The following is a 12,737-nucleotide window of genomic DNA, read 5'->3' as shown; positions in this document are numbered from 1 at the left end:
TTGCTTTTTAAAAGTCTAATTCTCTTTCTATTGCTTCCATTTCTAAAATATCTTCTGCTTCTTGTAAAGTAGGCACGATATTTAGGTTTTCAGGAAAATCATCTACATTAACAGTTGAATTAACCACTACAAACGATGTGCCATTTTGTAGTTTTTGTTCAGCTGTATCCAAAAATAGTAAAAAATCTTTGTTTTCTATGTTAATATCTTCAGAAATTTGAAGTATTAAGTTCTCTTTTTGAAAACTATTTATTTTTTCGAACAGTACGTTTTGAAATTCTTTGAACGAATTTTCATCCGAAGAAATTAACGTGTACTTAGGTTTTTTACTAACAATCATGTTATCTTTTTATTTGTTGGGCCAATAAATAAATAACAGCCATTCTTACAGCAACACCATTTTCTACTTGATTCAAAATAATAGAATCGTTAGAATCTGCAACGTCGCTTGTAATTTCTACTCCTCTATTTATAGGACCTGGATGCATAATTACAATTTTCTTGCCAAGGTTGTCTAAAATATCTTGATTGATACCGAAAAGTTGCGTGTATTCTCTAGTAGAAGGAAAGTACTTAATATCCATTCTTTCATGTTGTACACGTAAAACATTGGCAACATCACACCATTCTAGAGCTTTTTTTAAATTGGTTTCTACTTCTACGCCTAAGCTAGTAATGTGTTTTGGTATTAAGGTTGTTGGGCCACAAACTTTTACTTGTGCACCTTGTAATTGCAGTGCAAAAATGTTAGATAGAGCAACCCTAGAATGTAAAATATCACCAACAATTACTATTTTTTTGCCTTTAACAGTGCCTAGTTTTTCTCTAATAGAATACGAATCTAATAAGGCTTGTGTTGGGTGTTCATGGGTACCATCACCTGCATTTATAATTTTAGCATCTACATGTTTAGAAAGAAAAACACCAGCACCTACATTTCCATGTCGCATCACAACAATGTCTACTTTCATAGCTAAAATGTTGTTTACGGTATCTATTAAGGTTTCTCCTTTTTTTACGGATGACTGACCAGCAGAAAAGTTAATTACGTCTGCAGAAAGTCTCTTTTCTGCAAGCTCGAAACTAAGTTTTGTTCTTGTGCTATTTTCAAAAAATAAATTAGCGATGGTAATATCTCTTAAAGAAGGTACTTTTTTAATAGGCCTATTAATTACTTCTTTAAAATGATCTGCAGTTTTAAAAATAACATCAATGTCATTAGGTTTTAAGTACTTAATTCCCAGTAAATGTTCTACGCTTAATTCTGACACATCAACGTTTTTAAGTTAGATATTTGTTTATTCTTCTTCATTTTTTCTTTTAAAATATTTTTGAAAGAATTATTTAAGTTCTATAAAAACAGCATCTTTTTCATGAGTTTCTTTCCAAGTTACTAAAACTCTTTCCTCATTAATTGCATCTACTTGTCTACCTCTATAATTTGGCTGAATTGGTAAATGCCTACTAAAACGTCTGTCTATTAAAACTAATAATTCAATACTTTCTGGTCTTCCGTAAGATTGAATTGCAGTTAATGCAGCTCTAATACTTCTTCCAGAGAATAAAACATCATCAATTATAACAACTTTTTTATCTTCAACAAGAAAATTCATCTCTGTAGTTTCTGCTGCTAAAGGAGTCTCTTTTCTTCTAAAATCATCCCTATAAAAAGTAATATCTAAAAGACCTAATTCTAAGTTTTTAATATTGTAATCTGTTTTTAATAAATTGGCTAATCTATTGGCTAAATAAGAACCTCTAGGTTGTAAACCAATTAAAACAGTATTAGAAAAATCATTATGGTTTTCAATTAGCTCACAAGCCAATCGATGAAGAATAATTTCAATATCTTTTGAGTTCAATAAGGTTTTTCTGCTCATAAGAATGCTACCAATTTAAGATGATAGTTATTGAAAATCAAAATTAGCGTAAATTTATGTATGCACAAAATTATTTAAGGCTAAATAAAATACGCTTTTTTGTTAATTAAATTGTTGAAAACAAAAAGAGCAATTCTATATAGAGTAAAAGAGTTACAGTACCTTTAATCTACTAATTCAAATATCATAGTTATGTCTCTATTAAAATTTGAATCCATGCTTAAAACCAACAATATCTATTTTTTTGATTTGGTTGAGTTTGAAGAAATCATTGTACATTATTTAGATGTTGGTAAAACATCTTTAGCAAAAAAAGCAATAAAATTGGGGTTAGAACAACACCCAGAATCTATTGACTTAAGGTTGTTAATGGTAGAGTTACATTTGATTGAAAATGAAGTTGATAAGGCGTCTGTTTTGTTGAAGAAAATTGAACTTTCTTCACCCAATAATGATGAAGTTTTTATTCAAAAAGCAACCATAGATTCTAAAAAAGGTTTTCATAAAGAAGCAATTTTAAACCTAGAAAAAGCACTTACTTTTACAGATGATAAGATAGATGTTTGGTCTTTAATGGGAATGGAATATTTGTATTTAGATGACTTTAGAAATGCACGAATAAACTTTGCAAATTGTATTGAAGCAGATTACGAAGACTATTCTGCGCTTTATAATATTGTGTATTGTTTCGATATGCAGAAAGAACATGAAGAAGCTATCAATTATTTAAACTCATACATAGATAAAAATCCATATTGCGAGGTCGCGTGGCATCAATTAGGAAGGCAATATTTTGTTTTAGAAAACTATAAAGAGGCTTTAATTGCTTTTGATTATGCTGTTTTAATTGATGAATCTTTTTTAGGTGGTTACTTAGAAAAGGCAAAAACGTTAGAACAATTAGGCAATTACCAAGATGCGATAGATAATTATTTAATTACTATAGAATTAGATGATCCTACGGCATACGTGTACATAAGAATTGGAGAATGTTATGAAAAATTAGAGAAATTAGAAGCAGCTGTTTCTAATTATAAAAAAGCGGTTCATGAAGACCCTTTGTTAGATAAAGGGTGGATTTTGTTAACCAATTTATATTTCGAGCAAGAGCATTATCAAAAAGCAGCATATTACCTTGCAAAAGCTTTAAAGATTGATGAGGATAATGCTTTGTATTGGAGGCGTTATGCAGAGATAAATTTAAAGTTAAGCTTTTTTGAAGAAGCCGTTATAGGTTTTAATAGCTGTTTGAAACTAGGCGATACTTCTCCAGAAATTTACATAGGTTTAACAGATGTTTTGTCTTTCTTAGGTGAGTTTAATGATGCTTTAAAAGTTTTGTTAGAAGCTCAGAAACTGCATAAAAATTTTGCCGAAATAGAGTACAGGTTGGTTGGTTTATTTTTTATACTGAATAAAGAGAAATATGCTTTAACTCATTTAATTAAAGGAATGAAGATAGATTATGAGTACCATATGATTCTAAACGAACTATACCCATCTGTTTATGATAATGTAGCTGTGCAAAAGCTATTGACAAATTATAAAAAAGCGATAGAATAATTACTTTCTACTGTATATAAAAATTAAAAACCTGAATTGTATAATTCAGGTTTTTCTGTTTTGTAGTATTAAATTTTAATTGAAAAAGTAAGCGCTGTTTTTTACAAAACAGCGTCTTACCAAGTAAACTAATAAAACCAAGTATTAGTAACTATATTAGAAGTTAGCTTTCTAATAATTTTATATTTTTTAATGAAGACTAATTACTTTAGTCATTTTCCAATTTTCATTCTCTTTTTTCCAAACAACAATAAACTTACTAGGAATAGCAATTGCATTTGGTTCTTGTTTGTTATAAAATTTATGATATCCAATTTGAATTGCACCGTAATTATTTATAGGGTATACTTCTACACTCCCTTTAATAAGTGTTCTTGTAACTTTATTACAAATATTCTCTTTTAAGGATTTTAAAAGCTCTTTTTTATCAGTAGACAAACCTCCTTTATCATGAAAGAATTCTAGATCATCATCATACAAAGAAGCTTGAGTTTTTAAGTCGCAAGTATTATAAGCTGTAAAATAAATGCTATCCATTTTTACAATCTCTTTGTGCATCTCAATATTTGATACTTTATAACTAGGTATCTCATTTACCTGTGCACTTGTAACCCAAGTATATAGAAACAAGACAATTGCCATTAAAATTTTAAAAATGAGAGAATTTCTAAACGGTTCTAAGAATGAATTCATAGTTTATTTTTTACAAATTATTTAGGCTTTTATGACACAAATAAATCATTACTTTTGGTTGGTTGCTCTTTTTTTAATCTTTAGAAACGCTTCCGCCAGAAGAAGATTTTTTGTTTACCGTTGTTGGGTTTCCTTTAAAATCTACATCTCCACCACTTGTTGCTTTTGCATCAATTTTTTTAGATGCGTAAATATTTATGTCTGCACCACTTGTTGCTTTTACAATAACATTTTCGCTTTTTAAATTATATGCATCAATAGAACTTCCACTTGTTGCGTTAGAGGCGTGATTTACTGTTGTTCCATAAATTTCAATATCAGAGCCACTTGTAGCGTTTGTCTCTACACTTTCTGCTTCCACTTCAATTTTAATATCTGCACCACTTGTTGCGCTAATAGAAATTTCATTTGTTTTTATACTTGTTTCGCTATACACATCGCTTCCACTTGTTGCCTTTAAAAGGGTAAGGTTTTCTACAGTAACATATACCTTTCTTGCTTTGGCTCTCCAAATATTTTTATCTGTATATATTTTTAGAACACCATCATTTACTTCTGTAATAATTAGATCGTGTAAATTTTCATCAGCCTCTACTGTAATAGCGTTTTTGTTTCCTTGACTAATATATAAATCGATTCCTGTACTTACTTTTATACCTGAAAAATTGTCTTGTGGTTTGCGTTCTTTTACTACAACATTTCTGTTGCCGTTCACTTTATTTAGCATGTCTACGCCACAAGAGGTAAAAATGGTTGCTATAAAAAGAACTATTAAAAATTGGTTGATTGATTTTTTCATGATGTTGGTTTCAATTTAGATCGTAAATATCTTTTAATAGACGCAAACGATCTAAATTTGGTTGCTCAGTTGTTGTTTCTTTAGGTTGAATTGTATTAAATAGTTTTTTCGTCTATATCGTTTTCTTCAATTTCTTGTATGCAATCTGTACACTTTAATGTTTTATCTGTCATTATAAAGTGTTGATTGACCATGTCTCTGTCATCAATTCTAGTCTCATTTTTAACATCATTTAAAAAGGTCTTTACAGAATAATCAAAATAAACATTGGTTGTTTCTGGTATAAAAATAGTAATGTCTATTTCTTCATCTTTAAAAATGTTTTTTATATCAGATAAAAAGAAAGCATCTAAAATTATTTCATTGTCTTTAATGGTGTATTTATATTGAATTTTCTCAGCGTTTTTACTTGCTTTTACACTGCTGCTTCCATAAGATTCTTTTTGCACAACAATGTATGCAGTACCAGAATTGCTCTTTTTTATATCTAAACGAACATCATTTGTATAAACAAATTGTTTATTATCAATTTCCACTTCGTGTTTTCTAGAAGTTCTTCTTAAGTTATGCTGATAATAAATAGTGTCGTCATTTTGCATTTTTAAAACAAGTGTGTCGTTTTTAGCAATATTTAAAGTGTTTTTTTCAACATGTTTACCATAATTTGCATGTGTTGCTCCGAATTCTATTCCAGTAAATATGATTGTTAATAAAGCGATAATCCAAATTCCTAATAGCGTTAAAGAGGTGGCTTTACTAAATTGTTTTACGTTGCTAGATAAAATTCTAAGTCCTAAAACAAACAATACTAAAAACGGAATTCCAACTAAAGTAAAAATAGAAAGCGTTAATAGCCATCTAGGTAAAGTTGCTTCGTAGAAAAATTGTGGATAACTTATAAAGTTGCTATCAATATTTAAAAATTCTAAACTTCCAACAGAAAACCCTCCAACAATTAGAGATAAAATAACAGCAGCAGCTACAAATACTAAAATTACTCCTATAAATTTCCCTAAAATTTTAAAGAAGACAAGAATAATTTTACCAATAGCATTTAAAAAATCTTGTAAGCCGTTATTTTTTTTTGTCTTTGCTGAAAAAGTTTGATTCATTTTTTCTGAAAACTCATTTGCGCCATCTTTAAATTTTTCTGAAGCTTGGTTTGCTACATTTCTAACATTTTCTGAAACATTTGTAAACTCTTTACGAATCTTTTTTTCAATGTTATCGATGTTTACGGGTTCTCCTTCCATCTGTAATTTTTCTGCAGTAGTTTTAGCTTCAGGTAACAAAATCCAAAGAATTATGTACAAAAGAATTCCAAACCCTGCTCCGAAAAATAAGGCTAATAACCCCAAACGAATCCAAATAGTGTCGATATCAAAATAATGAGCAATACCAGAAGCAACACCTCCTAAAAACTTATCATCGCCATCTCTAAATAACTTTTTTCCAGAAGAACTGTTTCTTGTATAAGAATAACTAGCATCTGAATACGCTTCTTCTGCTTCTGTATAATCTTCTGGTTGGCCCATAATTACAATAATATCTTCGATATCGCTTTCATTTACAACTTGTCTAGCGTCTGTAATTTTTTCTGACAAAAGCTCGCTAATACGTGCTTCTATATCTGCGATAATTTCGTTTTTTCCTTGTGGGTCTTCGCTTAAAGATTTAGAAATAGATTCTAAGTATCTTCTTAATTTTTGGTAGGCAATTTCGTCTATGTGGAAGAAAAATCCGCCTAAGTTAATATTTATTGTCTTATTCATCTGAAGTTGGTTTTGTGCTAATTACTTGGTTAACTGCGTTTACTAAATTACCCCATGTTTTGTCTAATTCTTTTATAAACAGGACTCCGTTTTCGGTTAAAACATAGTATTTTCTTGGTGGTCCTGAGGTTGACTCTTCCCATCTATATGTTAATAATCCTGCGTTTTTTAAACGCGTTAATAACGGATAAATGGTTCCTTCAACCACAATCATTTCTGCACTTTTTAGTGTCGAAAGAATTTCAGAAGTATATGCATCTCCATTTTTTAAGATGGATAAGATACAGTACTCTAAAACACCTTTTCTCATTTGTGCTTTTGTGTTTTCTATCTTCATGTATTCTGGTTTATTTTATAAATTTTATGGTAAAAGGATATTTATAATTCTCTCCTTCTTTTGCTTTTAACGAAGCAATTATTACCAAAGCAATTCCTACTAAATAGATAATTCCTGTTGCAGTTCCAAAACCAATAAAACCTAAAATATTATTGGTGTTAAAATCAAAATCCATGTGGAAATTATCAAAATTATTAAAGTTTCTAAAAAAAGTGCCGAGTGCAAACGGAATAAATGTAAGCGTTAAAATAAAAGAGTATAAGGTGTAACTTAAATTGAAGTTTACAGCTTCCTTGCCCTGTTCATCTAAAAACGGACTTCTTTCTTTTAAAGTTTGCCACGCAATAAGTGGTGTAATTATATGACCAAAAGGGAATATAAAACCTGCAAATGCAGAAATATGTATTAAAAAGGCGTTGGTGTTTTGATTGTTTTGTTTCATAATTTATAAAGTGTATAATACTTTCTTATGCAAATATATATCTTATAAAAGGTATTGTGCAATGCATAGTACTATATTTAACATTTATTTAACATTTGTATTCGTGGTAAAAAGTAAGAGGAAAGGCTTTGTATCTATTATTCTTATTAGGTTTTTGTGTCATTTATTTAACTATATTGCATTCGATATAGTTTTTTATAAAAATTATTTACCTTAATAAAAATGAAATTCACACCGTTTAAAGTCAATTTTTTTAATCTAATAAAGCTTCCTTTAGCATATTTTGGAGGAGTTAGAGTACTTACAATTACAGATACTGAAGTTATCGTTTCTATAAAACATAGATGGATAAATCAAAATCCGTTTAAAAGTATGTTTTGGGCAGCTCAAGGAATGGCCGCAGAAATGCCAACAGGTATTTTAATGATGAAAGCAATTGACGATTCTAAACGAAAAGTTTCTATGTTAGTTACACGCCAAGAGGCACAATTTTTTAAAAAAGCAACAGGAACAATCCTCTTTTCTTGTACTGGTGGAAATGAAATTAGAGAAGCAATTCAAGAATCGATTAAAACAAGTGAAGGGCAAGTTGTTATTTTAGTTTCTGAAGGAAAAAATAAAGATGGAGTGGTGGTCTCTAAATTTACTTTTGAGTGGAGTTTAAAAGTGAAGTAAAAAAAATATCCACTGCAAAACCAGTGGATACTTAATAGTGTTATGAAAATAAACTTAATTACTTATTTTCTTTAGCTTTAATATCACCAATAAATTTATCTAAGCGTTGCCCGTAAATAGATTTTTTAACATCTATAGATAAAGAGTTGTTTATCGTGTCTAGTAATTTAATATTAGCATCGTATAGTTCTGTTAAAGCAATATAAGGTGCAGCTTCAGAGTTTGGGTTATTCAAAGCAAAATTAGTTGTGTACAAATATTTTCTTCGAATCATTCTATTAAAATCATTTTGTACTTTCTCAATTAAATCTGCATCTTTAGATTTTACAGCATCAAATTCTTTTTTGATGAACTCTAAACGTTGATTTTTAAATTGATTATTAATTTTCATGAAATTATTTAAAACCAATTGATTTTCGGAACCTATAATTTCTGGATTAAATCCAAATATATCAATATTATCGTTAATAGTAATGGTTCCTTTATTTCCAAAGAACAAGATTCTTTTATCAGTCGTATTTCCATCAAAAGTTAGATAGTACATTACAGGAGATTCTACATTGTCTGTTAATTTATAATTTCCATCACCAAAAACAGTTACAGAATCTACAGAAACCAAAGCAGTATCATTCATTTTCTGAAGATATAACGTTCCTTTTTTTAATCCTTTAATGTTTCCTTCAACAATCATATTCCCATCTTTCTTAGAGGAACAGGCAATCATTAAAATTGATACTAGTAAAACTGCTATAATTTTCTTCATTTATTCTAAATTTAGTCTGCAAATATGCCTTATTTTTTTAAATGGTTGAAGCTAATTCCATTAAAATTGTACACAAAATTGCGCCAACAGTACCAATTGCATAGCCAAAAACCGCTAATAAAACACCTACACTTGCTAAAGAAGGATGAAATGCTTGTGCAACAATTGGTGCAGATGCTGCACCACCAACGTTTGCTTGACTACCAACTGCTAAAAAGAAATAAGGTGCTCTAATCATTTTAGCAACAAGAATTAGTAAAAGAGCATGTATGGTCATCCAAACAAAGCCAATTGCTATTAAACCAGGGTTTTCAAAAGCCTGATTCAAGTCCATTTTCATACCAATAGTTGCTACTAGAATGTAAATGAAAATGCTACCTAATTTACTTGCACCTGCACCTTCATAATTTTTCGCTTTTGTGTAAGATAAAATAACCGCAACAATGGTAGAAATACTAATTAACCAGAAAAAACCAGAGCCTAAAAATGAAAATACATTTCGCCAAGTTTGTGAGTTAATAGAAGCTACAAATTCAGAGAAAAATGCACTTAAATACTTTGCTGCAAAATGGCCAAAACCAACAGTTCCGAAAGCAATTGAAAGCATAATCATGAAGTCTGTTAAAGTAGGGTTTCTTTTTACTTTTTGTGTAAAAGTGATTACTTTTTCTTTTAGCTCTTCAATAGCAGAAGTGTCTGCTTTTAACCATTTATTAATCTTATCTTTTCTACCAATTCCTATTAGTAAAATTGCCATCCAAACATTTGCAATTACAATATCTACAATAACCATTCCTCCGTATTTTTCAGGATTGTATTTGTAGATTTCTAACATAGCAGTTTGGTTTGCACCACCACCAATCCAGCTTCCTGCTAAGGTAGAAAGTCCTCTCCAAACAGCATCAAAATCTGCACCACCAACGGTTTCTGGAGAAAAAATAGAGATTAATAAAATAGCCAAAGGACCACCAATAATAACACCTACAGTTCCTGTAAAGAACATAATTAATGCTTTAGAGCCCAAATTAAAAATTGCTTTTAAATCGATGCTTAACGTCATTAAAACTAATGAAGCCGGTAATAAAAAACGACTTGCAACGTAGTATAATTGAGAAGAATTACTTACAACTTCGCCTGTAGCATTTGTTGTTTTCCATTCTGGAGAAATAATGCCAACTGTTGTAAAAATAGCAGGAATAAAATATGCCATAAATAAACCTGGTACTATTTTGTAAAACTTAGGCCAAAAACCAGTTTTTAAACTTTCTGTGTAAAAAACGAACCCTAAAGAGAGCATTAAAATACCAAAAACAATTGCATCATTTGTAAATATTGGTTCCATAGTTAAATTGTTTTTTTAGTAAAATTTGTATTTACAATAATACCTAATTGTAATCTTTTTAGAATTAGGTTTGGTGTTTTAATTTGAAAATAACCTGCTTTTAATTTGATGGCATTATTCAGTTTGTATAAAAAACCTGCACCAGTCCAATTTTGAGCAAACCTTTTAGATTGATTCAAGTGCAAGAATAATTCATTAAAAGCATAAACACTCCAGGTATTAGAAAGCGGATAACCAACATTTAAATTATAACGAACCCAATTTACAAACTGATCTGTATTTCCGTTTTTATGAATAAAACGTTGTTCTAATCGAATGCGATGTTTCCCTGTAAATTCACCCCAATTAGATTTCAAGTTTAAATCTTCATAAAAGCGAGATTCATATAGGTTCTTAGAAGAAGCATCATATTCTAAATCTCCTGTAGCATAACTTAAACCAAGTGTTAAATTGGTTTTTTGGTTGAAGGTGTAATTTACACCTAATCTGTAAATTTCTTGTTGAAATTTGCTTGTTAGTTCATAATATCTAAAATGAGCCATTGTTTTAAGTGCATATTTTTTAGATAATTTATGTGAACCATTATACATGTACCAAGTACCTAGTTGGTCTTCAGCAGATTTTTGAGCTTGAGTTTTATTTATAATAAAACTCAAGCAAAGTAATAGAATTATTTTACGCATATTTTTAATTAGTTCAATAGATTTTTATTCGAATAAGTTTGTTGATTTTTATTAATGGCGAACAAGATACAAAATAGAAAACGCTCAATAAAAATTGAACGTTTTTTTTTAACAATATTCTATTTTGTCATTGCGAAGTATGAAGTAATCTGCTTGTTAATTGAAAGATTGCTTCGTGCCTCGCAATGACACCTTTAGTATTACTCTTCTTTCTTTTTAGGTTCTCTTTTTGCATCTTTTAATGCCTGCATTAACATCCATTCTATTTGTCCGTTTGTAGAACGAAACTCATCTGCAGCCCATTTTTCGATGGCTTTTATCATATCTTCATTAACTCGCAATGCGAAAGCTTTCTTTTTTGCCATTTTATTTTTTTACAAATTGAACAATTGCTTCAATTAGTTTTTCTGAAATTGGGAATTCTGATGAATAGTAAGATTTTAAATTATCTTCCTCTTTTTGAATCTCTTTTAAAACATGATTCATGTTTTCTATAATAGCTAATCTAGAATTTTTATTTACAGCGTGTAGTGCTTTGGCATCTTCAATTTTTACTTGTAAATCTTTATCACCATTTATAATTAAAATAGGAATTGTTAGTTTTTTTATTTCTTCTAAAGGGTTCAGTTGCATCCAAGAATATAAAAATGGCTGATTTTGTTTTGCAAACACGCTCATTAAAAACGGATGTATAACTTCAATTTTTCCTTTAATTCTTAACGTATCAAATTGTTGTTGTGCGGCTTCACCTAAAGTAGGGTTGTTTTTACTAATTTGTTTTACAATTGTTTTGTCTATGGTTTCACCTGCGCCAGCAAGAGAAATGTATTTGTCTGCATTTTTTGGAGCTAACATTGCAATTAAAGAACCCTGACTATGACCAATTAATATGATTTCAGAAAAACGTTTTTCATTATGAAAATGATGAACAACTTTTTCTAGATCAAAAGCAAAATCTCTTACTTTAGTATCTTTTAAAAAATCTTGATTGTTTTTATTTGCTGTTCTTTTATCATAACTAAAAAAGGCAATATTTTCTTTATTTACTGCATCTCTAAATTGTTTAATATAATTTGCTTTTACGTTTTGTGCTGGCTGATTCCCGTTTCTATCCACAGGGCCAGAACCATGAACCCAGATAATTAAAGGCGTGTTTTCTTTAGAAAAGGTTAGTGTTCCAGGTAATTCAATTGCTTCATTATGTATTATAATTTCTTCGGACTTCACTTGTGCGATAGCAACTGAAATTCCGAATAAATAAATAACGAAATAGATTATAATTCTAGTCATACTATTTTCTTTTTGTACGTATTTAAAACACTGGTTGCTTCTTGTTTTTTCTGTGTTCCAATTAATAATTTCTCTCCATTCTTAAGCACCAGTTGAATACCAATATCACCAGAAACATTTACTGCTTTTTCTTTTCCTTTATTGAAAAAAAAGCCACCTCTTAATCCCCAACCACCAAACTCACTAATAGGAAGATAAGTTCTAATACCTACTTTCGAAATTTCATTCCAAGAAATTGTTTTTAAGGAAAAATGAAAAGGAAAAAACTGATAGTGAATGCCTTTTTCATCAATTCTAGTTATCAGTTTAAAGGAAAAAATAATAGCAACAGAAACTAAAATCCCTGTTAAAGTCAGCACAAATTTAGTAGTAGACAAATTCGAATTTTCTTCTAAATACTTTTTAACCACAACTGTAATAGGTACAATTATACTAACCGCTAAAAGAACGATTAACCAAGTTTGTGTAAAACGTTGTTCTTCTTTAAAAACTTTCATT

16 protein-coding genes are annotated in these 12,737 nt (G+C 29.6%); 2 read left to right on the top strand and 14 right to left on the bottom strand.

Annotated features, from left to right (window positions below; genetic code table 11):
• Window positions 1-7: 7 nt before the first annotated feature.
• From CW731_RS06925 to pyrR, 3 genes are all read right to left on the bottom strand, one after another.
• Entirely contained in the window at window positions 8-340 is a 333-nt protein-coding gene (locus tag CW731_RS06925; protein ID WP_100946029.1) for a hypothetical protein, read from the bottom strand.
• A gap of 1 nt (window position 341) precedes the next feature.
• Entirely contained in the window at window positions 342-1,271 is a 930-nt protein-coding gene (locus tag CW731_RS06920) for an aspartate carbamoyltransferase catalytic subunit (protein ID WP_100946028.1), read from the bottom strand.
• Window positions 1,272-1,340: 69 nt separating this feature from the next.
• Window positions 1,341-1,880, bottom strand: coding sequence for a bifunctional pyr operon transcriptional regulator/uracil phosphoribosyltransferase PyrR (gene pyrR / locus CW731_RS06915; protein WP_100946027.1), 540 nt, complete (start codon window positions 1,878-1,880; stop codon window positions 1,341-1,343).
• A gap of 192 nt (window positions 1,881-2,072) precedes the next feature.
• Between pyrR and CW731_RS06910 the strand changes: the two genes are divergently transcribed.
• Window positions 2,073-3,443: a lipopolysaccharide assembly protein LapB gene (locus tag CW731_RS06910; protein WP_100946026.1), complete on the top strand. Its 1,371-nt coding sequence runs from the start codon at window positions 2,073-2,075 to the stop codon at window positions 3,441-3,443.
• A gap of 189 nt (window positions 3,444-3,632) precedes the next feature.
• On the opposite strand, the gene CW731_RS06905 is transcribed toward CW731_RS06910, so the two are convergent.
• The 5 genes from CW731_RS06905 to CW731_RS06885 form a co-directional block, all read right to left on the bottom strand.
• Complete coding sequence (locus CW731_RS06905) at window positions 3,633-4,136, bottom strand: nuclear transport factor 2 family protein (RefSeq protein ID WP_232734742.1); 504 nt, start codon at window positions 4,134-4,136, stop codon at window positions 3,633-3,635.
• A 73-nt stretch (window positions 4,137-4,209) separates the two neighbouring features.
• Window positions 4,210-4,935: a head GIN domain-containing protein gene (locus CW731_RS06900; protein WP_100946025.1), complete on the bottom strand. Its 726-nt coding sequence runs from the start codon at window positions 4,933-4,935 to the stop codon at window positions 4,210-4,212.
• A gap of 95 nt (window positions 4,936-5,030) precedes the next feature.
• Window positions 5,031-6,707 (bottom strand): PspC domain-containing protein, encoded by a 1,677-nt coding sequence (locus CW731_RS06895; RefSeq protein WP_100946024.1) that lies wholly within the window; start codon window positions 6,705-6,707, stop codon window positions 5,031-5,033.
• Entirely contained in the window at window positions 6,700-7,044 is a 345-nt protein-coding gene (locus tag CW731_RS06890) for a PadR family transcriptional regulator (RefSeq protein WP_100946023.1), read from the bottom strand. Before CW731_RS06890 ends, CW731_RS06895 begins: the two co-directional genes overlap by 8 nt.
• A 10-nt stretch (window positions 7,045-7,054) precedes the next feature.
• Window positions 7,055-7,486 (bottom strand): DUF4870 domain-containing protein, encoded by a 432-nt coding sequence (locus CW731_RS06885; RefSeq protein WP_100946022.1) that lies wholly within the window; start codon window positions 7,484-7,486, stop codon window positions 7,055-7,057.
• Window positions 7,487-7,708: 222 nt separating this feature from the next.
• Between CW731_RS06885 and CW731_RS06880 the strand changes: the two genes are divergently transcribed.
• A complete protein-coding gene (locus CW731_RS06880; RefSeq protein ID WP_100946021.1) occupies window positions 7,709-8,161 on the top strand; it encodes a DUF4442 domain-containing protein in 453 nt (150 codons plus the stop codon).
• 58 nt (window positions 8,162-8,219) lie between these two features.
• Here the strand turns inward: CW731_RS06880 and CW731_RS06875 are convergent, their stop codons facing one another.
• The 6 genes from CW731_RS06875 to CW731_RS15655 form a co-directional block, all read right to left on the bottom strand.
• Complete coding sequence (locus CW731_RS06875) at window positions 8,220-8,924, bottom strand: DUF4369 domain-containing protein (protein ID WP_100946020.1); 705 nt, start codon at window positions 8,922-8,924, stop codon at window positions 8,220-8,222.
• Between the two features lie 37 nt (window positions 8,925-8,961).
• A complete protein-coding gene (locus tag CW731_RS06870; RefSeq protein ID WP_100946019.1) occupies window positions 8,962-10,266 on the bottom strand; it encodes a DUF819 domain-containing protein in 1,305 nt (434 codons plus the stop codon).
• A gap of 2 nt (window positions 10,267-10,268) precedes the next feature.
• Window positions 10,269-10,949, bottom strand: coding sequence for a DUF2490 domain-containing protein (locus CW731_RS06865; protein ID WP_100946018.1), 681 nt, complete (start codon window positions 10,947-10,949; stop codon window positions 10,269-10,271).
• A gap of 200 nt (window positions 10,950-11,149) precedes the next feature.
• Window positions 11,150-11,314: an Arc family DNA binding domain-containing protein gene (locus CW731_RS06860; protein WP_081817061.1), complete on the bottom strand. Its 165-nt coding sequence runs from the start codon at window positions 11,312-11,314 to the stop codon at window positions 11,150-11,152.
• A gap of 1 nt (window position 11,315) precedes the next feature.
• Window positions 11,316-12,239, bottom strand: a complete 924-nt coding sequence (locus CW731_RS06855) for an alpha/beta hydrolase (protein ID WP_100946017.1) — start codon at window positions 12,237-12,239, stop codon at window positions 11,316-11,318.
• Complete coding sequence (locus tag CW731_RS15655; protein ID WP_198519863.1) at window positions 12,236-12,736, bottom strand: hypothetical protein; 501 nt, start codon at window positions 12,734-12,736, stop codon at window positions 12,236-12,238. The genes CW731_RS06855 and CW731_RS15655 overlap by 4 nt, the downstream gene beginning before the upstream one ends.
• Between the last annotated feature and the right edge of the window lies 1 nt (window position 12,737).

It is taken from the genome of Polaribacter sp. ALD11, from assembly GCF_002831685.1.
In the GTDB taxonomy this organism is placed as follows: Bacteria; Bacteroidota; Bacteroidia; order Flavobacteriales; family Flavobacteriaceae; genus Polaribacter.
The sequence above is the reverse complement of the archived record's forward strand: the minus strand, read 5'-3'. Positions and strand labels throughout refer to the sequence as shown.

Excerpts from the sequence above, each read along its gene's own strand:
- CW731_RS06925 (WP_100946029.1), bottom strand. The coding sequence starts at position 340 with ATGATTGTTAGTAAAAAACCTAAGTACACGTTAATTTCTTCGGATGAA.
- pyrR (WP_100946027.1), bottom strand. The coding sequence starts at position 1,880 with ATGAGCAGAAAAACCTTATTGAACTCAAAAGATATTGAAATTATTCTT.
- CW731_RS06910 (WP_100946026.1), top strand. The coding sequence starts at position 2,073 with ATGTCTCTATTAAAATTTGAATCCATGCTTAAAACCAACAATATCTAT.
- CW731_RS06905 (WP_232734742.1), bottom strand. The coding sequence starts at position 4,136 with ATGAATTCATTCTTAGAACCGTTTAGAAATTCTCTCATTTTTAAAATT.
- CW731_RS06900 (WP_100946025.1), bottom strand. The coding sequence starts at position 4,935 with ATGAAAAAATCAATCAACCAATTTTTAATAGTTCTTTTTATAGCAACC.
- CW731_RS06895 (WP_100946024.1), bottom strand. The coding sequence starts at position 6,707 with ATGAATAAGACAATAAATATTAACTTAGGCGGATTTTTCTTCCACATA.
- CW731_RS06890 (WP_100946023.1), bottom strand. The coding sequence starts at position 7,044 with ATGAAGATAGAAAACACAAAAGCACAAATGAGAAAAGGTGTTTTAGAG.
- CW731_RS06885 (WP_100946022.1), bottom strand. The coding sequence starts at position 7,486 with ATGAAACAAAACAATCAAAACACCAACGCCTTTTTAATACATATTTCT.
- CW731_RS06880 (WP_100946021.1), top strand. The coding sequence starts at position 7,709 with ATGAAATTCACACCGTTTAAAGTCAATTTTTTTAATCTAATAAAGCTT.
- CW731_RS06875 (WP_100946020.1), bottom strand. The coding sequence starts at position 8,924 with ATGAAGAAAATTATAGCAGTTTTACTAGTATCAATTTTAATGATTGCC.
- CW731_RS06870 (WP_100946019.1), bottom strand. The coding sequence starts at position 10,266 with ATGGAACCAATATTTACAAATGATGCAATTGTTTTTGGTATTTTAATG.
- CW731_RS06865 (WP_100946018.1), bottom strand. The coding sequence starts at position 10,949 with ATGCGTAAAATAATTCTATTACTTTGCTTGAGTTTTATTATAAATAAA.
- CW731_RS06860 (WP_081817061.1), bottom strand. The coding sequence starts at position 11,314 with ATGGCAAAAAAGAAAGCTTTCGCATTGCGAGTTAATGAAGATATGATA.
- CW731_RS06855 (WP_100946017.1), bottom strand. The coding sequence starts at position 12,239 with ATGACTAGAATTATAATCTATTTCGTTATTTATTTATTCGGAATTTCA.
- CW731_RS15655 (WP_198519863.1), bottom strand. The coding sequence starts at position 12,736 with ATGAAAGTTTTTAAAGAAGAACAACGTTTTACACAAACTTGGTTAATC.